We start from the raw sequence: 23,912 nt of genomic DNA on the forward strand, positions 1-23,912 counted from the left end.
TTTATACTGAAATAAAAAGAGACAACTAGCGTTTAAAAATTCGATATTTTGCTAGGTTTTTTCCTTATGCAGAAATATCAATTATCGTTAGGTTTCTTTCCTATGCTTTCGTATTCAAACTATATTTCTAGAAATCACGTCTCCCAAACCCCAAGGATATTAAATCCTTGGGGTTTTTTGATTTTTTTTGGAGAGGTGAAGAAAATGACAGATCAAGAATATATGAGGATTGCCCTGCAGTTAGCAGAAGGAACATCAGGACAAACAAGTCCAAATCCTATGGTTGGTGCTGTTGTTGTAAAAGATGGAAACATCGTTGGTATGGGGGCTCATTTACGAGCTGGTGAAGAACACGCAGAAGTTCATGCCCTTCAAATGGCTGGTCAGAACGCCAAAGACGCTACCGTTTATGTAACACTGGAACCGTGTAGCCACTTTGGAAAAACACCACCTTGTTGTGAATTGCTCATCGAAAAAGGAGTTAAGCGTGTTGTAATTGCTACTCTCGATTGTAATCCGCTCGTTTCTGGTACCGGAAAAAGAAGATTAGAGGAAGCTAAAATTGAAGTAACTACCGGTGTTCTTGAAGCAGAAGCAGTTTTATTAAATCGCTACTTTTTTCACTACATGAAAACGAAACGCCCTTTTGTAACAATCAAAACAGCGATGAGCTTAGATGGAAAGACAGCAACTGTAACTGGTGAAAGTAAGTGGATTACAGGTGAACAAGCACGTGCTGATGTTCACCAATATCGCCATACACATGATGCAATTCTTGTTGGAGTAAATACAGTTATAGCTGATAATCCTCATTTAACAACAAGAATTCCAAATGGTGGGAAACATCCTATTCGCGTTATTTTAGATACCCATTTACGAACGCCACCATCTTCTCATGTCATAACAGATGGTTTAGCACCAACATGGATTATTGTCGGTAGGGATGTAAAGAAAGAGAAGATATCTTCTTATGAATCTAAAAATATAGCTATATTCCAAATGGAAACGAAGTATATAGAAATCGAGGACCTTCTTTCCTTTCTTGGAGAGAAACAAATTCTTTCTCTATTCGTTGAAGGTGGCCAATCGATTCATGCAAGTTTCTTAAAAACAAACAATTTTAATGAAATTGTAACCTATATAAGCCCGAAATTAATTGGTGGGAAAGATGCTCCTACTTTATTTGGAGGAAATGGTTTTTCAAAATTACAAGATGCGCTTTCCTTGAAAATTCAAGAGATGAAACAAATTGGTGATGATATAAAAATCGTTGCGAATGCCCGAAACGAGGTGACGGAATGTTTACAGGAATTGTAGAAGAATTAGGAACGATAGCAAACATGCAACAAAGTGGAGAAGCGATGAAATTAACGATTCATGCAAACAAAATTTTATCAGATGTTCACTTAGGTGATAGTATCGCGGTTAACGGTATTTGCTTAACTGTAACAAGCTTTACAACTACTTCATTTACAGTTGATGCAATGCCTGAAACGATGCAGTCGACATCACTTCGCATGCTTAAACCGCACTCTAAAGTAAATTTAGAGCGAGCAATGGCTGCAAATGGACGATTCGGTGGACATTTCGTTTCAGGACATATTGATGGCATCGGAACGATTTTAAATAAAAAACAACATTACAATGCCGTCTATTACAAAATAGCAATTTCTGATGAACTGCTGCGCTATTGTTTGCAGAAAGGGTCCATTGCTGTTGATGGAACGAGTTTAACGATATTTGATATAGACGAATCTTCCATAACGATTTCACTCATCCCGCACACAGTAAGCGAGTCTGTCATTGGAGAAAAAAATGCCGGAGATATCGTAAACATTGAGTGTGACATGATTGGTAAATATATCGAACGCTTTATTACTAAACCTACAAAACGAGTAGGTTCAATGACTGAAAGCTTTTTACAAGAAAACGGATTTCTATAAGGGGGAAGCACAATGTTTCATCGTATTGAAGAAGCTCTAGAAGATTTAAAACAAGGTAAAGTCGTTATCGTATGTGATGATGAAAACCGAGAAAATGAAGGCGATTTTATTGCTTTAGCAGAGTACATTACACCAGAAACAATTAATTTTATGATTACACATGGCCGTGGTCTCGTTTGTGTACCGATTACAGCAGGGTACGCAGAACGTCTACAATTAGAACCAATGGTATCTCATAATACAGATTCACATCATACTGCGTTTACAGTGAGCATTGACCATGTTTCTACAACAACAGGGATTAGCGCTCACGAACGTGCAACTACGATACAAGAATTGTTAAACCCCGCATCAAAAGGCGCTGATTTCAATCGACCTGGACATATCTTTCCATTAATTGCGAAAGAAGGCGGTGTCCTGCGTCGTGCAGGTCATACAGAAGCTGCTGTTGATTTAGCAAAGCTATGCGGTGCCGAACCAGCTGGAGTTATTTGCGAAATTATAAATGAGGACGGCACGATGGCACGTGTACCTGATTTAATAGAATGTGCAAAACAATTTGATATAAAAATGATTACAATAGAAGATTTAATTGCTTATCGCCGCCATCATGAAACACTTGTGACGAGAGAAGTGGAAATTACATTACCTACAGATTTCGGTACTTTCCACGCAATTGGCTATTCTAACTCATTAGATACGAAAGAACATATCGCACTTGTAAAAGGTGATATTTCAACAGGTGAACCGGTACTTGTACGTGTTCATTCTGAATGCTTAACAGGAGATGTATTCGGTTCACATCGCTGCGATTGCGGACCACAACTCCATGCAGCACTTGCTCAAATTGAGCGTGAAGGAAAAGGTGTTCTTCTTTATATGAGACAAGAAGGAAGAGGCATTGGGCTTCTTAATAAGCTTCGCGCTTATAAATTACAAGAAGAAGGATTCGATACTGTAGAAGCAAATGAAAAACTCGGCTTCCCTGCTGATCTTCGTGATTACGGTATCGGTGCTCAAATATTAAAAGATTTAGGTTTACAAAGCTTACGATTATTAACGAATAACCCAAGAAAAATTGCTGGCTTACAAGGTTACGATTTAGAAGTAGTCGAGCGTGTACCGTTGCAAATGCCGGCAAAAGAAGAAAATAAATCGTATTTACAAACGAAAGTAAATAAATTAGGACACTTACTAAACTTATAATTAAAGGAGAGATTTATTATGGTATTCGAAGGTCATTTAGTTGGTACAGGATTAAAAGTTGGAGTTGTTGTTGGACGTTTTAACGAATTTATTACAAGTAAGTTACTTGGCGGAGCTTTAGACGGATTAAAGCGTCACGGTGTAGAAGAAAGTGATATTGATGTTGCTTGGGTTCCTGGTGCATTTGAAATTCCTTTAATCGCTAAAAAGATGGCTAGTAGCGGAAAGTATGATGCTGTTATTACATTAGGTACTGTAATCCGAGGTGCTACAACACACTACGATTACGTTTGTAATGAGGTAGCAAAAGGTGTTGCGTCTTTATCACTACAAATGGACATCCCAGTTATTTTCGGCGTATTAACGACAGAAACAATTGAACAAGCGATTGAACGCGCAGGTACGAAAGCTGGTAATAAAGGGTATGAATCAGCTGTTGCTGCAATTGAAATGGCTCACTTATCAAAACAATGGGCATAAAAAAAAGAGGCTGCGGCCTCTTTTTATTTTTTCACCTTTTTTTGTACATCTTTTATTAATTCATTCATCGTTTTTCCTTCTGTTTTTATATGAAGAGCTTGTGCTGTTCTCCATACATTCTCTCTTTTTTTCGCTTCTTCTATAATAGTAATTTCTTTTCTAACTTCCTTTAAATCTTTTCCTTCCGTTTTCAATCCAAAATGTTCAGCTTTCGTTCGAAAGTGTTGTTCGATTCTTTGTTGCATCTCTTTTTGTTCAGGATTTTCAGCAGCCTTAACTGGATCAGAACTTATTGCTTTTATTAAAATTAAACAAGTCATAATCGCTAATATGTATTTGTACATGTAAAATCCTCCAACCCAATATAAATTACATATTTACTATGTACAACTAGGGCTTGGAAAATTCGTCTACAAAAATTCTTTTTTTCGCTCAAAAACCAATAATATCAAGCGTTCACAACTATTTATTACATTTTATTTACAAAAAAAGCAAACCCTTTTACAAGTTTGCTTTTTCATCTATCTTATAATGCACATTCTTCAATCTCAAATCCTAAATCTGCAATCATACCCCAGTCCGCAGTCGGCTCTTGTCCAGCTGTCGTTAAGTAGTCCCCGACAAAAATAGAATTTGCTGCAAATAAACCGATTGGCTGTACAGAACGTAAATTGATTTCACGTCCTCCTGAAATACGAATTTCTTTTGTTGGGTTTACAAAACGCATCATTGCAAGTACTTTTAAACATTCTACTGGCGTTAACTCTTTTTGCCCTTCAAGAGGTGTCCCCTTTACAGCAACAAGGAAATTACAAGGGATAGAATCTGCATCTATACGTTGTAATTCAAATGCAATTTCAGCACGCTCTTCAATTGTTTCTCCCATGCCAAAAATTGCTCCAGAGCATGGTGAAATACCAGCTTGTTTTGCTTTTTGAACTGTATCAACACGATCATCATACGTATGAGTTGAACAAATACTATCGTAATTATTTGCATGTGTATTTAAGTTGTGATTATAACGGTGCACGCCTGCTTCCGCTAAACGTCCTGCTTGATCTTCATTTAAGAAACCTAAACAACAACAAATCTTCAAGTCTGTCGTTTCACGAATTTCCTTAACTGCTCCAATTACGTGATTTACCTCTTTATCCGTCGGACGACGACCAGACGCTACAATACAATATGTACCTGCTTTACGGCGTATTGCTTCATGTGCCCCTTCTACAATCTTCTCCTGCGTTAACCATGCATATTTATCAATCGGTGCTTCTGAAATAATAGACTGTGAGCAATATCCACAATCTTCAGGACATAATCCAGATTTCGTATTAATAATCATATTCAATTTTACTTTCTTACCAAAGTGATGATGGCGAATAATGTAAGCTGCATTCATAATTTCTAAAACTTCTGTATCATCAGCTTCTAATATCGCTATTGCATCTTCTTTCGTAATCATTTTCTCTTCCACTACGTCGTATGCAAGTTTTTTCCAATCCCTTTTTGTTTGTACTTGTTTCATTTCATCTCTTCCCCTCTTTTGTTATATGTATAAATAAAGCATGATACGTTGCCATTATCCCTTCATTTCCCGTGAAGTCTCTTTCGTATATGCGTAGCATCGCACGAAAGAGTGAGGGACTTTGACAATATGATCCTTCATTGCTATTAGTTGCTCCTACTTTTCGAATAGAATGCAGAAACTCCTTAACTTCTGTAAAACTCTCTATGTAACATGTTTCAGAAACATGCACATCCCCTGTTTCTATCTTACATATATGAAGCAACTGATCTTTTGAATAAAAACGTTGACCAATCGATGTTTCATTTTTTATATTTCTTTCTTCTTTCGCACGTTGGAACGAAGCATGCAATTCTTGAAATGTTTCATGTCCAAACGTTGAAAAGAGTAATATCCCATCTATAGACAAATGTTGAAATAAATTTCTTAACACTTGTTGTAAATTATTTAACCATTGAAATGTAGCATTTGAAATAATGACATCATATGATTCTTCTAATCGTAATTGCTCAATATCTTCACAGTGAAACGTTACATTTTTTACATTTTGTTTAGTTTGCGCAATCGCAATCATACTTTCAGCAAAATCAACTGCTGTAATATGTGCTTTCGGAAATAACTTTGATAATTGTTCTGTTACATACCCCGTCCCGCATCCCAGTTCTAAAATACGTATTGATGCCGTTTCACTATATCGTTCCTTTAAGATTGAAAGTAATGAATGTGCCATCTTTTTTTGTACATTTGCATATCGATCGTAAGATACGGCTGCCCCATTAAACCGTTTTTGTAGTAACGTTTTGTTGATCATGTCGTATCCCCTCTACAAATTGAATTATCTCATTTGCACAATATTCAAAATTCGTTACACATAATGCATGCCCTGCTTCACTTACTACTTTCAGCTCGCTGCTGCTATTCTCCGTCATACTACGTGCCGCAGACAATGGGCATATTACATCCTGTTCTCCGTGAATAAGTAGTATAGGTACTTTAATTTCTTTTAGTTCTTCTCTCATATCTGTTTCTATTAAATAATCCAAACCTAGTTGTAAAGACTGAATAGAATCACCTTTAAAACGGTCTACAATGTCTTCAAAGTTTTTATTCCCTTTTAGCTCATCTTTCGTAAACATATTTTCATAAAAACGCTTGAGCGTATCCTCTCTCCTTCTCGCCAAATTCCTTTTCAGCCGTTCTACATGCAAAGCATTCCATCCATTACTATAGTCGCTCGTATTTGTAAATTTAGCAGTCCCACCAATTAATACGATGCCTTTTGCCTGAATCTTTTTATAAGCTTCAACTGCTGCTAACGCTCCTAGTGACCATCCAACTAAAATTACGTTGTCGTTATGCGCTACATCTATAATTCGTTCCGCAAATTCACTTCGTTCTTTCACATTACGCCAATCTACGCATTCAACAGGATATCCTTTAAAATACGGAAGTACTAAATCCCAAATATTCTCTTCCATTCCCCATCCGGGGATAAAAATAATCTTTAGCTCGTTCATACGAAAATCTCCTCTTCTTTCGCAATGTGAATAATTCGGTCAATAGCCCATTTTAAATCAGCTATTGTATGTTGCGATGTAACTGCAAAGCGAATTCGAGAACTATGAACCGGCACAGTTGGCGGACGAATTGCAATGGCCGCAATCCCTACCTCTTGCAACCTTTTACTAAATCGTAAAGCATGTTCATTTGAACCGACTACAATCGGTACAATATGAGTTGAACTATTCCCAATATCAAAACCAGCATCCCTTAATTTAGTTCTGAAGTATTCTCCGTTTGCTATAAGGTTCTCTCTTCTTTCGTTATCTTCTTTTACAATTTCAATTGCTTTTTGCACTGCTCCTAACGTACTTGGTGGTAAAGCTGTAGTAAAAATAAAGCTTCTCATCATATTTTGTAAATACTCTATATAAATTTCATCACCTGTCAAATACGCACCATAACACCCTAAAGCCTTGCTAAACGTCCCCATATGTATATCAATTTTTTGAGCAAGATTTTTTTCTATATGAGATAACCCAGCTCCGCCGATTCCATATATTCCACTCGCATGTGCTTCATCGACTATAATGATTGCCCCGTATTTCTCTTTCAGCTGTACTAAATCTCTCAAATACGCAGTATCACCATCCATACTAAAAACGGTATCTGTTACGATTAATTTTCTGCTTTCAGGCGAAGCCATTTTCAACAGCTTCTCTAAATGATCCAAATCATTATGACGATACCTTTTATGCTCTGCCCCGCTTAATATGATTCCATCAACAATACTTGCGTGATTTAACTTGTCACTAAAAACAATATCGTGCCGAGAGGCCAAAGAAGATATGGCACCTATATTTGCCGTATACCCACTATTTACAATTAAAGCTCTTTCAGTACCTTTCCAGTCACATATGCTTCTCTCAACCTCTTCATATAATGGATGATTTCCTACAACGAGACGAGAGGCAGTCGCTCCAGTTCCATATCTTTTTGTACAGGCAATAGCAGCTTCTTTTAACCTTTCATCTCCAGCTAACCCTAAATAATTATTTGACGCTAAATTTAACATCCTTTTTTTATCTCGAATAAGCCAAGTCTCTTCTGCCTTCTCTGTTACATGCAAATCACGATACTGCCCTTGCTCATGTAATTGTTGTAATTTACATTGAAGGTGCGCCCGCCACGTTTGATTCATTTTGGATAAACTCCTCTAATTTTGAAATCATAATATGTTCTTTTGCAGATTCTAATACTTCTTCTTTCGTAAACTCACCTTCAAAGAATGGTAATAATCCTAAAACTGGTACCCCGCTCAGCTCTTCAATCATCTCTTTATTTTCTTGCACTCTTTCCATTTCACATTCTTTGCAACCTGATAAAATGACACCCGCTACGGTTAAGCCATGCGCCTTTGCATAAGCAATCGTTAACACTGTATGATTTACTGTTCCTAATGTAGGACGAGCTACTACAATAAGAGGCAACTGTAATTCTTTTGCAAAATCAATTACTAAAGCATCTTCTGTATATGGGACAGCAAGCCCACCTGCCCCTTCTACAAATAAGCTATTAAACTCTTTTAATAGTTCATTATAGTAATCAGTAATTTCTTTTAACTTTACTACTCTTCCAGCTCTTTTCATGGCAAGTCTCGGAGCAAGTGGTGCTTCAATAGAATAAGGGCAAATTTCATTTTCTTGTGTCGGCACACCTGATAATGCTTTTAACCTTGCCGCATCTCCCTCAGGGTTTGATGCAACATGCCCACTTTGCAACGGTTTATATACTCCGATGTTATATCCCAATTCTCTAAATACACCGGCTAATGCACCGGCAACGACAGTTTTCCCCACTTCAGTATCTGTTGCTGTTATAAAAAAACCGCGCATTATTCTCCCTCCGTAACATCCGAGATTGCTTTATACAAAATACGTAACATATCATCAATCTCCTCAATTGTAGAAGCAAGAGGTGGCATAAATACAATCGTATTACCGAGCGGTCGCAAGATCATACCCAGCTCTCTTGCGCGTTTACATACTTGAACACCGACTCTTTCTGTCCAGTCAAACGCTTCTTTCGTTTCCTTATTCTTCACAAGCTCAATACCAACCATTAATCCGCACTGACGAATATCACCTACATGTTTATACGCAAAGAGCTTTTCTAATTGCGCTGCCACATAATCCGTTTTATGTGCCACTTCTTCTATTAAATTTGTTTTTTCGTATAGCTCTAAATTCGCGATTGCTACGGCACACCCTAACGGATTGCCTGTGTAGCTATGTCCATGGAAAAATGTTTTTTGTTCTTCATATTCTCCTAAGAAGGCATTATATATTTCATCCGTCGTTACCGTAACTGCAATTGGTAAATATCCACCTGTTAAACCTTTCCCAGCAGTTAAAATGTCTGGCGTCACATTTTCATGTTCACACGCAAACATTTTCCCTGTACGCCCAAATCCAGTCGCTACCTCATCTGTAATAAATAATACATTGTACTTAGTACATAAATCGCGCAGTCCTTTTAAATATCCTTTTGGCATTGTAATCATCCCGCCAGCACCTTGCATTAATGGCTCCACAATGATGGCAGCTACTTCTTCATGCTTTTCTTTCAACAATTCTTCCATTTCTTCTAAATGGCTTTTTACAATTTCCTCCCTATTATTTCCGTAAGGAGAACGATATGTATATGGATACGGCATTTTAATCGCATCAAATAAGAGCGAACTATACACTTGGTGAAACAAGTCTATTGCTCCTACCGAAACAGCTCCAATTGTATCACCGTGATATGCTTCTTTTAATGTAACGAATCTTTGTTTCTTTCGTTTCCCTTTATGCTGCCAATATTGGAAAGCCATCTTAATTGCAATTTCAACAGCGGTAGAACCTGAATCAGAATAGAATACCTTCTTCAATCCATCTGGTACAACCTCAATAATTTTTTCTGCTAATAAAATAGATGGAACGTTAGCAAGTCCTAACATAGTAGAATGAGCAATTTTATTTAATTGCTCACGAATTGCTTCATCTAATTCCGGTACTTGATGTCCGTGAACATTTAACCATATAGATGAAACACCATCCCAATATTCATTACCATTTACATCGTATAGCTTTCTTCCCTCTCCACGTTCAATAATGACAGGATCTTCTTCTAAATAATCTTTCATTTGTGTAAATGGGTGCCATACGTAAGCTTTATTTTTCTCTGCTAATTCTTCATATGTATAAGATGATTTTTCAATCGTTTTACTATTTATTGTCACAATTGTCACCCCTAATGTTAACTTGTTTATAAATACAGTTAACATTAAATCTGAATGACTGTCAATTATTTTAAAATCAAATAGTTCTTAAAAAAGAACAACTTATCATACGATAAGTTGTTCTACTTTCCATGCTGTATCTTTCCAATTTCTAAAATAATTTCTTCATCTTTTTTCCCCTCTGTATCAATTCCAAGTTGCTTAGCGTGCTCAATTAATAAATCATGACGCTTCTCAAACCTAGCGGTATTTACTTCTTTCGTAACCTCTTCTTTTGTTTTTCCCTCTGTAGAAACTCCTAGTTTCTCTGCTGTTTTTTCCATTGATTTCTTCTCTTCTATTTCTTTTACTTTCTTCACTTCTGATTGTTGTATTTGCTTTTGTTTCAGCTGCTCTGATTCAGCCGCAAAAGCTGTGTAAATTCCAGCACTTCCTCCAATAACTAATAAAGTGGTAAAAAGAATTATTTTTTTCTTCACTCTTTCCTCCCCCTTTCAAATTCATTATAACGTACATTTTTACAGCATTAAAAACAATTATCCTTTATTTCCCTAAAAAAACATTTAATATTTTTATTGACATGTAAGATGAAAATATGATAAAAATTTAACTAACATCATATGAATCGGCGTTGATAGGATTTAGTAGTATTTCGATTTCTGATTTCAGAGAGCTGGTGGTCGGTGCGAACCAGTACAGAGCGAATTATGAATTACCCCCTGGAGCTTCTTTTACGAAACGTGAGGAGTAGTGAAAGACGGTTATAGACCGTTATGTCTAAAGAGTGGTGAAACGACACTGTTTCACAATTTAGGGTGGTACCGCGAATTTTTCGTCCCTGCATATATTGCAGGGACGTTTTTTATTTTATAAACGCATATCATATGACCCTTTATTTTGTGATACATTCATTTCACAAGCTAGGGTGGTACCGCGATTTCTTCGTCCCTGCATAATTATATGCAGGGACGTTTTTTTATCCAATCATTTCCGTATCATATAGAAGAACAAACAATTACCGGTAATTTGTCACAAAATTCTAAATTTTAGAAGGAAATATACAATATTGGCGAATTTTATATAAAAAAGAGCTATTTCATATTACTTAGGAGGGAAAAACAATGGTTTCAAAAATTGAGTCTGTTCTTTTAACAATTTTTATCTTTTTCTGTATTGGTTTTAGTGTTATTCAATTAGAAGTTTCACCACACATCCCAATTTTATTTGGTATCGTTCTTTTATTAGCATTTGGATTCTTGAAGAGAATCTCTTGGTCTACTATGGAGAAAGGGATGATTAGTAGTATTTCAGCTGGTATTCCATCTATATTTATTTTCTTACTTGTAGGCGTATTAATTAGCGTTTGGATCGCAGCTGGAACTATTCCGACTTTAATGGTATACGGCTTCCAACTTGTATCTCCAAAAATTTTCGTTCCAACTGTTTTTGTTGTTTGTGCAATTGTTGGAACGAGTATCGGTAGTGCTTTTACAACTGCTGCAACTGTAGGACTTGCCTTTATGGGAATGGGTACTGCCCTTGGATACGATCCAGCTCTTATTGCTGGTGCAATTATTTCTGGTGCATTCTTCGGAGATAAAATGTCTCCTTTATCTGATACAACAAACTTAGCGCCTGCTGTAACGGGTGTAGATTTATTTGAACATATTCGTAACATGCTTTGGACAACAGTGCCAGCTTTCATTATTGCTTTTATCGCATTTTTCATTTTAGGAAGCGGATCTGATGGAAACGTTGATTTCTCAGCATTTATTAACACATTAGAAAAAAATGCAACGATTTCTATCGTTACACTTATTCCTATTTTATTACTGTTCCTATTCGCATTTAAAAAGGTACCTGCAGTTCCAACATTACTTGCAGGAATTGTGGTAGGGATTATTATTCTCTTTATTTTTAAACCTAGCACTTCTTTAGCTGATTTAATAAAAATTATGCAAGACGGTTACGTTTCTAAAACTGGTATCAAAGATATTGATAGCTTATTATCTCGCGGTGGCCTGCAAAGTATGATGATGTCAATTGCTCTTATTTTTCTAGCTCTTTGTATGGGAGGATTATTACAAGGAATGGGTATTATAGCGCAGCTGATGAATATTATCTCTAGCTTCGTAAAAACTAGTACACGCTTAATTATTTCTACTGCTTCAACTGCAATTGGTGTAAACTTCTTACTCGGTGAGCAGTACTTATCCATCGTTTTAACAGGACAAGCATTTGCTAATAAATACGATGAAGTCGGTTTAGAACGTCGTAATTTATCACGAGTATTAGAAGATGCTGGTACAGTAATTAATCCACTCGTACCATGGGGTGTAAGTGGCGTATTCTTAACAAACGTTCTTAGCGTTCCAACATTCGATTACCTGCCATACGCAATCTTCTGTTTAGCGTGTCCAGTCGTAACCATTATCGTCGGCTTTACTGGATTCGGTCTTTCATGGAAAAAAGAAAAAGCAGTACCAGTTTCATAATATAACAAAAAGGATTACCAAATCGGTAATCCTTTTTATATTTCTCGACTATCTATTCGCTTTCTTTCTTCTAAATAACATAAGTAATCCCGCTCCAACAAACGCAAGACCAGCTCCAATTGTAGAAGCAATACTTGCACCTGTTTTCGGTAAATCACGTTCATCTTTTTCAGCTTCTTTATTTTCACTTACAGTTGTTGTTGTTTCTTTTGTATTTTGATCATCTGTTGTAGTTTGTCCAGATCCAGTATTGTTTCCATCTTGTTTTGGTTCATTACCATTATTACCTTCTTCTGTTGGTGGTGTTGGGTTTTCTCCATTACCTGTTGGCGGTGTTGTTGGATTTTCTCCCCCACCTGTTGGCGGTGTCGTCGGATTTTCTCCACCACCTGTTGGCGGTGTCGTTGGATTTCCTTCACCAGTTTCTTTATCATCATTTTTCTTCGTTATATCAATTGCATATTTCGCAAATTCATTTTCAGATGGTCCAACATATGAAATCTTTCCATCTTTCTTTATATACTTTTGTGCATTTGGTGAAGAATCAAATGTTGTATTTAATTTATCTGCAACAATCGGTTTAAATGTCCAATTTTGATCAGCTGCTGGATCAATATTTTTTATTTTTTGCATATACTTCACAATGATTTGACGTGTTTCATCTTGTGATTGGTATACAACTTCCCCTTTACTTACACCTGGGAACGTTTGGCTACTTCCACGATAGTTATTTGTAGCGACGATGAACTCTTGCTTGTCAGCTACTAGCTTACCTTCATATGTCATATTTACAATACGATTAGCATTTGCATTTACAACTTTTCCATCTTTATCGTATTTCGCCGGTTGTGTTACATCAATTTCGTATTTTAAGCCATCTAAAATATCGAAGTTATATGTAGGATAGCCTATATTTACTAATGGCTGTTCTTCTGTTTTCTTTGGATCAATTGTATTAAACTGACCTGCAGACATTTCAAGCCATTCTTTCACTTGTGCCCCATTTACTTTTACAGCATATAACGTATTTGGATACACGTATAAATCTGCAACGTTTTTAATTGCTAACGTTCCAGCTGGAATATCCGTATAATATGTAGCACCGTTTCGGCCACCTGCTTTAAATGGTGCGCCTGCAGATAAAACCGGAATATCTTTAATCTTTTCGTACTCTGGTTTTTTAAGTTCTTGTTCTACATACCATTTTTGCGCATTTGTCACAATTTGTACGGAAGGATCATCTTGTACTAATGAAAAATAACTATTAATTGGTGCTTTCGTTTCACCTACAGGTGTATTTACATAGTCGATTGTCGCTTGATGCTCATCTTTAATTTCATTAACTAATTTTTGATCAGATTCTACTAATGGGGTACCTTTACTATTAGCAATCGGGCGAAGTTGTGGCTTAGATTGATCTTTTTGTACTTCCCATTTTCCGTTTACCTTTTTCAATTGCATATCAATAATACCTAAGTTACTACCAAAAACACCAGGCATTACAACTGGAACACCATTAAATACATCCTTCACTTCAGTATGTGAATGTCCCATTAATACTGCATCTACGCCAGGAACTTGTGTTGCTAAATGATATGATGCATTTTCCATTCCTTCGTTGTATCCACTCTTATCAACACCTGAATGCGCTAGTGCAACGACAATATCTGCATGTTCCTCATTTTTCAGTTTCGGTACTAATTTATTCGCTGTTTTGACAATATCTTTCGCTTTTACTTTTCCTTCTAAATTTGCCTTATCCCAGTTCATAACTTGAGGTGGGACAAATCCTATTACACCAATTTTTACTATTTGTTTTTTGCCTGCTTCATCCACTACTTCTTTCTCTAAAATATGATATGGTTTAAAATAATTTTCATCGTTCGCTTCATTATTATCATGATCATCTTTATAAACATTCGAGTTAATAACCGGGAATTCCGTTTTACTAATTACTTTGTTTAAATAGTCTAAGCCGTAGTTAAATTCATGATTCCCAAGAGAGATGACGTCATACTTCATTAAATTCATTACACGATATAATGGATGTGTATAACTAGGATCCACAGGATTCTTCGGATCTTTTATTTTATTTGCTACATAATCTCCAAGCGGTGTCCCTTGTAATGCATCTCCATCATCAAATAGGACAGAGTTTTTCGCTTCTTCACGTGCTTTATTAACGAGTGTTGCAGTTTGCACGAGACCTACTTTATTATCTGTTTTCGTTTGATAATAATCGTAATTCATTAAGTTAACGTGAATATCTGATGTTTCTAGAATTCGTAAGTTAACTGTACTCTCCCCAGTGTTCTCATCTGCATGAGCTGTTGTTGGCATTACTTGCGGTGCTATAACACCAATCGCAAGAGTTGCTCCAGCTAGCATTTTTTTTGACTTTTTCACAAAAAATCCCCCTTATACAATTACCAGAAATAATGAAATGAATCCCTATCTGTCTCTAACCACATACCTTTTTTCTTCTATTAGAGACACAATTTTCATTTCACCCTGCGCTAACGAGTAGTCCCCTTAAACGCCCGATTGATGAAGACTATTAATTAATAGGAAATAAAGCTCCCACTCATTAAAGTTTCACCTTATCTGACATTATCATATATAAAGTTCTTTCCTATCGTCAATATTTTTTGACAAACTTCAACAAATTTTCTGTAAAGTTATTATAAACTTTTCATAAACATATAATATGCCCTTACATTGCTAATACTGCTGAATATGATACAATTACCAATTACAAGGAGGATGAATTTATGAAAAAAGTCATCTTAACAATTGTTTGTCTCCTCCTTCTGATCATTTCTTATTCTTATTTTGAAAAGAACGACGAGACAAAACAAAATGAATCTGAAGAAAAAACAGAAAAAACATCTGCCCCAAATTGGATTGATAAGCAAACAAACGAATCTTTTTATCATCTTGTATTAGGTGATTCACTCGCTAAAGGATATGGATCGACACAAGGTGGATTTGCTGAATTAGCTTCTAAGCAAATAGAAGCACAAATTCATAAACCAATTACAGTAGAAAACCTTGGGGTAAACGGTCTTACAACAGATCTTCTCGCTAAAAAAGTTCAATCAGAAGATGTAAAGGAAAAAATTAGAGCAGCAAATATAATTACAATTAATATTGGAGGAAATAATTTATTTCGTTTAAATCGTGATGTTGGTGTTATAGATGGTATAAAAATGTTAAATAAAGAAAAAGCCCATTTTGAAGCGGATATAAAAAGTATTGTAAAGACAGTTCGAGATCAAAATCCGGACGCTTTACTCATTCTCTCAGAACTCTATAACCCGTTACAACTCGATGACTCCATCGCAAGTTATGCAGATATGTTTTTAGATGGCTGGAATGAATCTGTTTATTCCATTTCCAAAGCAAATCAACCATCTATCGTTTTACCAATTCGCAAATTAATATCGAATGATAAAAAAGAGTTATTATTTGACCAAGTACACCCAAATGATAACGGCTATGCAATTATTGCCAACACATTTACAAAGCAAGTGTTATCCTACAAATATTAAAGCGACCATGAAACAATTCTATTTTTATAACATGTCTTTTTTGTTACAATGATAGTGGAAGGGGGCCTTTATATGGAATCACGCGAGTGGGAACGTATTGTTGATCATCTTCTTTCGCTAGTGCCTCTTTTTTATCGCAAATTTATGCTTCCTGGAGAATTTTCTTCTCAAAGACATATGCCGCCATCACATACACAAGTATTACTGCTTTTGCATGAAAACGGCACATTAGCAGTTTCCGAAATCGGCAAGCGGCTAGCGATTTCACGGCCTAACATGACACCTCTATTAAACAAACTTATTCAAGAAGAACTAATAGAGCGTCATTATAGCGAAAAAGATCGACGGGTCATTTTAATTTCTCTAACAGCTGAAGGGAAATTATTAGTAAATCAGTATCAGCAATTCATTTTAGACAAACTAAAAGAAAATTTCCAAACATTATCTGAGGAAGAGCGCGAAAAGCTCATTCATTCTCTTCAAACCATTCAAAATTTAATTTTGAAAACAAACGTATAAAGCTGCTTCTAAATAGAAGCAGCTTTATGATTCGTAATAATTACCATAGTATACATTGGAATATGGCCATGTTGTTAAATATGGTTTTTTTTCCTGTGTAGGCTGTTGTGTTGGTAATTGTGGTATTTGTGATAATTGCTGTAATTGTTGTTGCCGATATAATTCGTATTGTCTACTCGTATCATAAACCGGATAATAATTTACATATGGATATACTTGAGGCACGTAATAATAATACATTATCCTCTCCTCCTTTTTCTTAAACATATTCAAAGGAGAAAATGAATGTGACATTGTTTATAATTGTACAAGTGGTTCTCTCACTCGTTTCTTCCTTTTCTTCAAACGTAACTTACGGTTCTTTTCGTATAAATAATGCACAACGAAATATGAAATGAGACCAAACACAACTCCTAAAATCGTCATTCCAATTAATACATACACTTCACTTTGTAATAAGCTCTTTAATATCGTAAAAATGTGACTTGAAAACAAGTCCGATATGGTAAATGGTTCATGATGAATTTTCTGTACATGAAATGGATAAATCATTTTTCCTAGCGCATACGCAAGCGGAAATAAAAATACTGGGAGAAACGATATTTTCCCAATAATATTGCCAATAACTGCCGCAGGAAAAGATCCCTTTGCTAACCTGACGATTGGATAAAATATTACATATACGAGCGATGCCGTATAAATGACTAACATTTCTAAGCCGAATCCTATAGCAAACCCTAACGATACTTTCTTTGCGCCTTCTGGCGATCGAAGCAACTTATAATATTGAAACTTTAATATTCTCCACATCCGCTGGAAAAACGAATATGTTTTCTTAGTTGTTTTCACCCTCATCATCTCTTTAACTATATTTTTATATGTAGTATGTCCTTACACACTCTGAAAAACAAATTTAGTTTTCTCTTTTATTATAAATGATATCGAAATGGTTAACCAAATATACATCCGACATTTTAATATAAAAAAACCTCCCTTTTAGGAAGGCTCTTCTACATTTTTAAATAAACTCACTAATAACGCTTTTTGAGCATGCAATCGATTACCAGCTTGCTCAAAGACGATAGACTGCGGTCCATCTATAATTTCTCCTGTTACTTCTTCTTCACGATGGGCAGGTAAACAGTGTAAGAAACGATATGTTTGCTTCGCATGCTTAACAAGTTCGTTATTGATTTGGTAAGGTTGAAATAAAGTATACTTCTCTTCTTCGCCCTCTTGCCCCATGCTCATCCAAACGTCAGTATAAATGAAATCTGCTTCATTCACCGCTAATTCAGGATCATGCAAAACTTCAATTTCAGCTCCTGTTTCCTTGGCAATTGCTAACGCTTTTTTTACAATCTCTTCATTCGGTTCATATTCTACAGGCGTTGCAACAGTCATATGCATTCCAACTTTTGCACTCGCTAGCAACAATGAATGACACACATTATTGCCGTCACCTACGTAAGCCAATTTTATTCCTTTAAATGTATTTGTTTCTTCATATATCGTCATGAGGTCTGCCAATGCTTGACAAGGATGATGATCATCCGTTAAACCGTTAATAACAGGAATACTCGATTCTTTTGCAAGCTCTTCTACATCCGCGTGTGAGAATGTACGTATCATGATCCCATCAATATACTGCGATAATACTTTTGCAGTATCTGAAACGCTTTCTCCTCTTCCCATTTGCATCTCTTTCCCACTTAAAAACATACCATGTCCCCCGAGTTGTACCATTCCCGCTTCAAAAGATACACGAGTACGAGTGGAATGCTTATCAAAAATAAGCCCTAATATTTTGCCTTGTAATAAAGGCTCTTGCTTATTCTTTTTTAAATATATAGCGAACTCAATTAAAGAAATAATTTCTTCTTTCGTTAATTCTTCTAGTGTTAAAAGATCTTTCGTATTTAATTTCGGTACTTGTACAGTTGACATGAAACTTCCCCCTTATATGATTGATACGTTTTTTGTACAAACTACTTTTTTTATTATATATACTGCCTGTTCTAACTCTTCATTCGTGACAATGAGTGGCGGTAATAGTCTTATCACATTAGGACCTGCTTGTAATACGATAAGTCCTTCGTTTTCTAGTTGTTCTATAAAACTCGCAACTTCATGCTTACACTCAATCCCAATCATAAGCCCCTTACCACGTATATTTTGAATACATTCGACATGCTGTAATTCCTCTTGCAACTTCTCTAATACGTACTCGCCTTTTTCTTGTACTTCTTTTAAAAACGATGGTTTTTTACTTACTTGCAATACTTCTTTCGCTGCAGCCATCGCGATGTAATTCCCGCCAAAAGTTGAACCGTGTGATCCTGCAGTAAACGACGCTCCGAGCTCTTTCCGGCCAATCATCGCTCCGACAGGAATCCCATTCCCAAGCGCCTTTGCAACGGTAACGATATCAGGCTCTATTCCCACTTGTTCATAAGCGAATAGTGTTCCAGTTCTTCCTATCCCCGTTTGTACTTCGTCTATAATAAATAAGGAACCGAACTTATTACATAATGTTTCAATCTCTTTCAAAAAAGATAGATCAGCAGGTATTACTCCTCCCTCTCCTTGAACAACTTCTACCATTACCGCCGCAACTTCTTCATTCATTACTTCCTCTAATGCTTTAATATCGTTAAAAGGGATATGTAAAAAAGATGGAAGTAATGGACCAAATCCTTCTTTTACCTTATCTTGGCCCGTTGCACTCATCGTTCCAAATGTTCTACCGTGAAAAGACTGCTGGCATGTTACGACGAGAGATTTTCCAGTATGCTTACGTGCTAACTTTAAAGCTGCTTCATTTGCCTCTGCCCCACTATTACAGAAAAACACATAATCTAATGCTCTATTTTCTGTTAATAATGACGCAACTTCTTCTTGCAAGCTGTTTGTAAACAGGTTAGATATATGCCATATATCATCAAGTTGCTCTTGTACACCTTTGAGAACAGTAGGGTGACAATGTCCTAAATTACATACGCCAATTCCTGATGTGAAATCTAAATATTCCTTACCGTTATTATCAATAACTTTCGTTCCAGTTCCCTTTACAAACTCAATAGTTCTTCTGCCATACGTTTGAAAAAGATGACTCGTCATGCAATACTCACACCTTTCGTTACCGTCGTTCCAATACACTCTCCCGTAACCTCAGTAAAATCTTTTGTACCATTCACAATACTTATCTTTTGCACTCCCATTTTTAATGATGCTAGTGCCGCCTGTACTTTCGGAATCATCCCACCTGTAATAACACCTGTTTCTATAAAAGTAGCAATTTCAGATTCATCCGTTTCCTTTACCAAATTCCCTTCATGTAATATTCCATCTACATCCGTAATAAAAATAAGCTCTTTTGCCCCTAACGCAGCCGCAATCCCAGCTGCAGCATTGTCCGCATTTATGTTATAAACTTCATTACCATTTACCCCGATTGGAGCAATAACAGGAATATACTCCATATTTATTAATCCTTTTAATAAGGCTGTTTCTACATAACTTACTTCCCCCACATATCCTATCTCTTCACTGACAGGTTGAACTTGAAGTAAATTGCCGTCACATCCTGAACAACCTACCGCAAGTAAATTATGCGTTTGTAAATTCATTACGAGTTTTTTATTCGTACTTCCGCATAGCACCATTTGAACAACATCCATAACTTCTTTTGGTGTTACGCGTAATCCATCTCTTTTTTCTACGTTGATGTTACAATCTTTTAATTTGGCATCAATTTCTGGCCCACCACCATGAACAATCACTACTTTATACTTCTGTTGCAATTTCTTTATACATTCAAAAAACACAGCTTTTAATTGATTCAACATACTACCGCCGCATTTCACTACAATATATTCGCTCATCTTCTCTCTCCTTATGTACGATAACAAGCGTTTATTTTCACATATTCATAGCTTAAGTCACAGCCCCAAGCTGATCCTGTCTCTTCTCCTAAGTGTAAGTACACATTAATGACTATTTCATCTTCTTGTAATCTCTCTTTCATTTCTTCTTCAGAAAATGTTTGAGGCTCACTATTTTTTAATACCAATATAGATTGAAGAGTAATGTCAATTGTATTCGGATTAATAGCTACTTCACTTTGTCCAATACTGCTAATAATTCGCCCCCAGTTTGGATCTTCACCATGTATTGCTGTTTTCACAAGACTCGAACCGACTATTTGCTTTGCAATTTTTTTTGCCTCTTCATTCGTTTGAGCTCCTAGCACATTTACTTCTATTAACTTTGTAGCGCCTTCACCATCTTGCGCAATTTTCTTTGCTAAATCTTCACATACCTTCTGTAAAGCACATACGAAAGTTTCCCAATCTGTATGTTCCATATTTATCGGCCTTGTTTCTGATAATCCACTTGCCATAACGATGACCATATCATTCGTAGAAGTATCTCCATCCACCGTAATTTGATTAAATGTATGATTCGTTATTTGTGATAATGCTGTTTGCAATACGTCATGCTCTATATGAGCATCTGTCGTAATAAAACTAAGCATCGTTGCCATATTCGGATGAATCATCCCTGAACCTTTTGCAACACCCGCAATCGCCACTTTCTTCCCATCAATAATCATTTCATAGCAAGTTTCTTTCGTTATGAGATCCGTCGTTAAAATTGCTTCAGAAAAAGAATATGCTTCACTTTCTTCCTTCGTCGGTATAAGAGTTGCAACTCCCTTTCGGATTATATCCATCGGCAGTGGAACACCAATTACACCTGTTGAAGCTACAGCAACGTAATTTTCTTTCATCCCAAAATGTTCCGCCCCTAATGCGCGCATCTCGTATGCGTCTTGTAATCCTTGCATTCCAGTACAAGCATTTGCATTTCCACTATTAACGATAATTGCTTGTAACTTCCCTTCTGCCGTTATACTATCCTTCGTTACTTGCAAAGGAGCTGCTTGTATTTGATTCGTTGTATACACAGCGGCACATGATGCTGGTACGTCACAAACGATGGCACCTAAATCCTTTTTCTCCTTTTTCAGACCATTTGCAGTACCAATTGCCGAAAAGCCTTTCGGCGTTACAATTGAACCATTTTCTAATTTTGTAATAGACGCTACTTTAATCATCATGTCCCCCTTATAGATAAAGCGGCATATGTTGTAAACCTGTTGTCTCTTCTAGTCCCGCTATTATGTTTGCATTTTGAATCGCTTGCCCAGCCGCGCCTTTCATCATATTGTCTATAACAGAAACGACCGTAACTCTTTCTGTTCTTTCATCGTAAGCTATGCCAATATCGCAATAATTTGAGCCTCTCACTTCTTTTGGACTTGGAAATTTCCCTTGCTTACAAATTCGGATGAAAGGCGATTGTTCATACGTTTCTTCATACAATTTTTGAAGTTGCTTTATTTCCATCTTTTGTTTTACTTTTGCATAAAGTGTAATCATGATTCCTCGTGATATCGGTATTAAATGTGTGCTAAATGTAATTGGCTGTGATTCACTATTCCATTCTGTAAGCATTTGCTCAATCTCTGGAACGTGCTGATGCTGGTTTACTTTATAGATGTGTAAGTTATCGTATAGCTCAGGAAAATGAGTCATTGTTGTTGGTGTTTTACCTGCTCCTGATACCCCTGATTTCGCATCAATAATAATCGAATCTTCTTCAATCATGCTACTACGTACTAACGGCGCTATCGCTAGCAATGTGGCTGTAGCAAAACATCCTGGGTTTGCAATTAAATTTGCCTTTTGAATCTCAGTCCTTTTCCATTCACTTAACCCATACACTGCTTTTCTAAGAATTTCTTCTTTCGCTGCTGGCCTTTTATACCACAGTTCATATGAAGAAGGATCTATCATACGAAAGTCTCCAGATAGGTCAATTACTTTTAAACCTTCTGCTAATAACTTGGGAGTTAACTCCGCCGATACTCCTGCTGGTGTTGCTAGAAATACGATTTCTGCTTCTTTCCCTATTGTCTCCACATCAATTTCTTGTAACGTATGAACGAGAACATTTCGAAGATGCGGATATACATTTGTTATACACTCACCAACTTGTGAAAAAGAATGAAGAGATGCTATAGAAAAATATGGATGTTGTTCTAATAAACGAATTAACTCAATACCCCCATATCCAGTGGCTCCAATAATTGCGACTTTCATAAGTTCCTCCTCAAATCGATTCTTTAAATTAAGTATGATTATAATATTGTATATTTATAGAGTCAATTAAATATTTATAAATTTTACAAACTTAAAAAACTTAATTTTACTAGAAAAACAATATACAAAACCGAATTTTTATACAAAAGTAGTGCGTGGTAGTTTTTTCATTTCACTTCAAGTACAATAAAACAATACATACGTACATACAGGCGGGAAAAAATATGAACGAAAAATTAATTGAGAAAATGATTATAAAAAGTTTTCAGCAATATCAATGCAGTCCAATATCAAAAGAAGATCAGGAAATGCTAGTGAAACATATTCAAACGATGACTCATTCAAATATTGAAATTGATTTATACGAGGAGATTGAGGATATTGTTTATGATTATGTGACTGGAAAACAATAAAAAATAGGAGATTTCCATGTGGAAATCTCCTATTTTTTACTTAATGATTTACCTGCTACACGTTCAAATAAACCTGGGAATAAAGCATAAAGTTTCGGGCCAATTCCCATCCACTTCGGTAAGTTTACTTCACGTTTTTTCATGTGCATCGACTTTACGATTTGTTCTGCTACGTATGTTGGTTTTAACATGTAACGTCCCATATTCTTTACATATGTACCAGATTGATCCGCTATTTCAAAAAAGTTTGTATCTATCGGACCTGGATTAATTGCTGTAACATAAATATCTGTATTCGCTAATTCCATGCGTAAACTATTCGTAAATCCTAATACAGCATGTTTCGTTGCTGCATACGCACTTGATTTCGGAGTTGCAATTTTTCCGGCAAGGGAAGCAATATTAATAATATGTCCTTCGTTCTTGTTTACCATATAAGGTAGTACCGCTTTCGTACATGCTACTAATCCAAATACATTTACTTGGAACATATCTTTCACTTCATCCATTGACGCATCTTCAAACGTTTTAAAAATACCAAATCCCGCATTGTTTACTAATATATCAATACGTCCCACTTCTTGTAATACCTTTGAAAAAACAGACTGTACTTCCATCTCTTCACTTACATCTAATACATAATAATAGCAAGGCGTATTATAAGTTTCTTTAATTTTGTCTACTAACGCTTGTAGTTTCTCTTCTGTTCGAGCCATTAATACTGGAGTCGCTCCCTGTGCTGCAACTTGCATTGCAACTTGCTCACCAATCCCACTAGAAGCACCTGTAATGACGATTACTTTATTTTGTAAACGTCCTGTCATTGCTGT

25 protein-coding genes and 1 other annotated feature are annotated in these 23,912 nt (G+C 36.1%); of the genes, 8 read left to right on the top strand and 17 right to left on the bottom strand.

Features of this window, described 5'->3' with window-relative positions:
• Positions 1–204 precede the first annotated feature (204 nt).
• From ribD to ribH, 4 genes are read left to right on the top strand one after another with little or no spacing between them, the layout of a single operon-like run.
• Positions 205–1,317, top strand: a complete 1,113-nt coding sequence (gene ribD, locus NST86_RS20880; protein ID WP_086424066.1) for a bifunctional diaminohydroxyphosphoribosylaminopyrimidine deaminase/5-amino-6-(5-phosphoribosylamino)uracil reductase RibD — start codon at positions 205–207, stop codon at positions 1,315–1,317.
• Entirely contained in the window at positions 1,299–1,943 is a 645-nt protein-coding gene (ribE, locus tag NST86_RS20885; RefSeq protein WP_000493915.1) for a riboflavin synthase subunit alpha, read from the top strand. The genes ribD and ribE overlap by 19 nt, the downstream gene beginning before the upstream one ends.
• 12 nt (positions 1,944–1,955) lie before the next feature.
• Complete coding sequence (gene ribBA / locus NST86_RS20890) at positions 1,956–3,149, top strand: bifunctional 3,4-dihydroxy-2-butanone 4-phosphate synthase/GTP cyclohydrolase II (protein ID WP_000468983.1); 1,194 nt, start codon at positions 1,956–1,958, stop codon at positions 3,147–3,149.
• Positions 3,150–3,167: 18 nt separating this feature from the next.
• Complete coding sequence (gene ribH, locus NST86_RS20895) at positions 3,168–3,629, top strand: 6,7-dimethyl-8-ribityllumazine synthase (RefSeq protein ID WP_000230899.1); 462 nt, start codon at positions 3,168–3,170, stop codon at positions 3,627–3,629.
• Between the two features lie 23 nt (positions 3,630–3,652).
• Here ribH and NST86_RS20900 read toward each other — a convergent pair whose 3' ends face one another.
• From NST86_RS20900 to NST86_RS20935, 8 genes are all read right to left on the bottom strand, one after another.
• Entirely contained in the window at positions 3,653–3,973 is a 321-nt protein-coding gene (locus NST86_RS20900; protein ID WP_000280032.1) for a hypothetical protein, read from the bottom strand.
• Between the two features lie 182 nt (positions 3,974–4,155).
• On the bottom strand, positions 4,156–5,154 hold the full coding sequence (gene bioB / locus NST86_RS20905) for a biotin synthase (protein WP_000815856.1): 999 nt from the start codon (positions 5,152–5,154) through the stop codon (positions 4,156–4,158).
• Between the two features lies 1 nt (position 5,155).
• The gene (gene bioC, locus NST86_RS20910; protein ID WP_000608903.1) at positions 5,156–5,965 is read right to left on the bottom strand and encodes a malonyl-ACP O-methyltransferase BioC; all 810 of its coding nucleotides are present in this window, start codon (positions 5,963–5,965) and stop codon (positions 5,156–5,158) included.
• A complete protein-coding gene (locus NST86_RS20915) occupies positions 5,931–6,671 on the bottom strand; it encodes an alpha/beta fold hydrolase (RefSeq protein ID WP_001004164.1) in 741 nt (246 codons plus the stop codon). Before NST86_RS20915 ends, bioC begins: the two co-directional genes overlap by 35 nt.
• Positions 6,668–7,855 carry an 8-amino-7-oxononanoate synthase gene (gene bioF, locus NST86_RS20920; protein WP_016118592.1) on the bottom strand — a complete coding sequence of 396 codons (1,188 nt, stop codon included), beginning with the start codon at positions 7,853–7,855 and terminating at the stop codon, positions 6,668–6,670. The genes NST86_RS20915 and bioF overlap by 4 nt, the downstream gene beginning before the upstream one ends.
• The gene (gene bioD, locus NST86_RS20925; protein ID WP_001213931.1) at positions 7,821–8,549 is read right to left on the bottom strand and encodes a dethiobiotin synthase; all 729 of its coding nucleotides are present in this window, start codon (positions 8,547–8,549) and stop codon (positions 7,821–7,823) included. Before bioD ends, bioF begins: the two co-directional genes overlap by 35 nt.
• Positions 8,549–9,982 carry an adenosylmethionine--8-amino-7-oxononanoate transaminase gene (gene bioA / locus NST86_RS20930; protein WP_016118593.1) on the bottom strand — a complete coding sequence of 478 codons (1,434 nt, stop codon included), beginning with the start codon at positions 9,980–9,982 and terminating at the stop codon, positions 8,549–8,551. The genes bioD and bioA overlap by 1 nt, the downstream gene beginning before the upstream one ends.
• A gap of 77 nt (positions 9,983–10,059) precedes the next feature.
• The gene (locus NST86_RS20935) at positions 10,060–10,416 is read right to left on the bottom strand and encodes a hypothetical protein (protein WP_086424068.1); all 357 of its coding nucleotides are present in this window, start codon (positions 10,414–10,416) and stop codon (positions 10,060–10,062) included.
• A 143-nt stretch (positions 10,417–10,559) separates the two neighbouring features.
• Positions 10,560–10,780: a binding site (T-box leader), on the top strand.
• A gap of 278 nt (positions 10,781–11,058) precedes the next feature.
• On the opposite strand from NST86_RS20935, the gene nhaC reads away from it, so the two are divergent.
• Positions 11,059–12,432 carry a Na+/H+ antiporter NhaC gene (nhaC, locus tag NST86_RS20940; RefSeq protein WP_016118595.1) on the top strand — a complete coding sequence of 458 codons (1,374 nt, stop codon included), beginning with the start codon at positions 11,059–11,061 and terminating at the stop codon, positions 12,430–12,432.
• A 48-nt stretch (positions 12,433–12,480) separates the two neighbouring features.
• On the opposite strand, the gene cpdB is transcribed toward nhaC, so the two are convergent.
• A complete protein-coding gene (cpdB, locus tag NST86_RS20945; RefSeq protein WP_086424069.1) occupies positions 12,481–14,838 on the bottom strand; it encodes a bifunctional 2',3'-cyclic-nucleotide 2'-phosphodiesterase/3'-nucleotidase in 2,358 nt (785 codons plus the stop codon).
• Between the two features lie 365 nt (positions 14,839–15,203).
• Here cpdB and NST86_RS20950 point away from each other — a divergent pair, with 365 nt between their 5' ends.
• Entirely contained in the window at positions 15,204–15,983 is a 780-nt protein-coding gene (locus NST86_RS20950) for a GDSL-type esterase/lipase family protein (protein ID WP_016118597.1), read from the top strand.
• Between the two features lie 72 nt (positions 15,984–16,055).
• On the top strand, positions 16,056–16,502 hold the full coding sequence (locus NST86_RS20955; RefSeq protein ID WP_000445819.1) for a MarR family winged helix-turn-helix transcriptional regulator: 447 nt from the start codon (positions 16,056–16,058) through the stop codon (positions 16,500–16,502).
• Positions 16,503–16,526: 24 nt separating this feature from the next.
• Here NST86_RS20955 and NST86_RS20960 read toward each other — a convergent pair whose 3' ends face one another.
• The 7 genes from NST86_RS20960 to argC all read right to left on the bottom strand — a co-directional run bounded on the left by NST86_RS20960 (position 16,527) and on the right by argC (position 22,669).
• On the bottom strand, positions 16,527–16,742 hold the full coding sequence (locus NST86_RS20960) for a hypothetical protein (RefSeq protein WP_000291957.1): 216 nt from the start codon (positions 16,740–16,742) through the stop codon (positions 16,527–16,529).
• Between the two features lie 57 nt (positions 16,743–16,799).
• Positions 16,800–17,360, bottom strand: coding sequence for a DUF2062 domain-containing protein (locus NST86_RS20965; protein WP_002005691.1), 561 nt, complete (start codon positions 17,358–17,360; stop codon positions 16,800–16,802).
• A gap of 138 nt (positions 17,361–17,498) precedes the next feature.
• Complete coding sequence (gene argF, locus NST86_RS20970; protein ID WP_086424071.1) at positions 17,499–18,449, bottom strand: ornithine carbamoyltransferase; 951 nt, start codon at positions 18,447–18,449, stop codon at positions 17,499–17,501.
• Positions 18,450–18,461: 12 nt separating this feature from the next.
• Positions 18,462–19,622 carry an acetylornithine transaminase gene (locus NST86_RS20975; RefSeq protein WP_033694206.1) on the bottom strand — a complete coding sequence of 387 codons (1,161 nt, stop codon included), beginning with the start codon at positions 19,620–19,622 and terminating at the stop codon, positions 18,462–18,464.
• Positions 19,619–20,386: an acetylglutamate kinase gene (gene argB, locus NST86_RS20980; protein WP_086424072.1), complete on the bottom strand. Its 768-nt coding sequence runs from the start codon at positions 20,384–20,386 to the stop codon at positions 19,619–19,621. Before argB ends, NST86_RS20975 begins: the two co-directional genes overlap by 4 nt.
• An 11-nt stretch (positions 20,387–20,397) precedes the next feature.
• Positions 20,398–21,621, bottom strand: a complete 1,224-nt coding sequence (gene argJ, locus NST86_RS20985; RefSeq protein WP_016118602.1) for a bifunctional glutamate N-acetyltransferase/amino-acid acetyltransferase ArgJ — start codon at positions 21,619–21,621, stop codon at positions 20,398–20,400.
• Between the two features lie 10 nt (positions 21,622–21,631).
• Entirely contained in the window at positions 21,632–22,669 is a 1,038-nt protein-coding gene (gene argC, locus NST86_RS20990) for an N-acetyl-gamma-glutamyl-phosphate reductase (RefSeq protein WP_016118603.1), read from the bottom strand.
• 224 nt (positions 22,670–22,893) lie between these two features.
• Between argC and NST86_RS20995 the strand changes: the two genes are divergently transcribed.
• A complete protein-coding gene (locus NST86_RS20995) occupies positions 22,894–23,082 on the top strand; it encodes a YqzH family protein (protein ID WP_001003220.1) in 189 nt (62 codons plus the stop codon).
• 29 nt (positions 23,083–23,111) lie between these two features.
• Here NST86_RS20995 and NST86_RS21000 read toward each other — a convergent pair whose 3' ends face one another.
• Positions 23,112–23,906, bottom strand: coding sequence for an SDR family NAD(P)-dependent oxidoreductase (locus NST86_RS21000; RefSeq protein WP_016118604.1), 795 nt, complete (start codon positions 23,904–23,906; stop codon positions 23,112–23,114).
• Positions 23,907–23,912 lie beyond the last annotated feature (6 nt).

It is taken from the genome of Bacillus sp. FSL L8-0199, assembly GCF_038005705.1.
In the GTDB taxonomy this organism is placed as follows: Bacteria; Bacillota; Bacilli; order Bacillales; family Bacillaceae_G; genus Bacillus_A; species Bacillus_A cereus.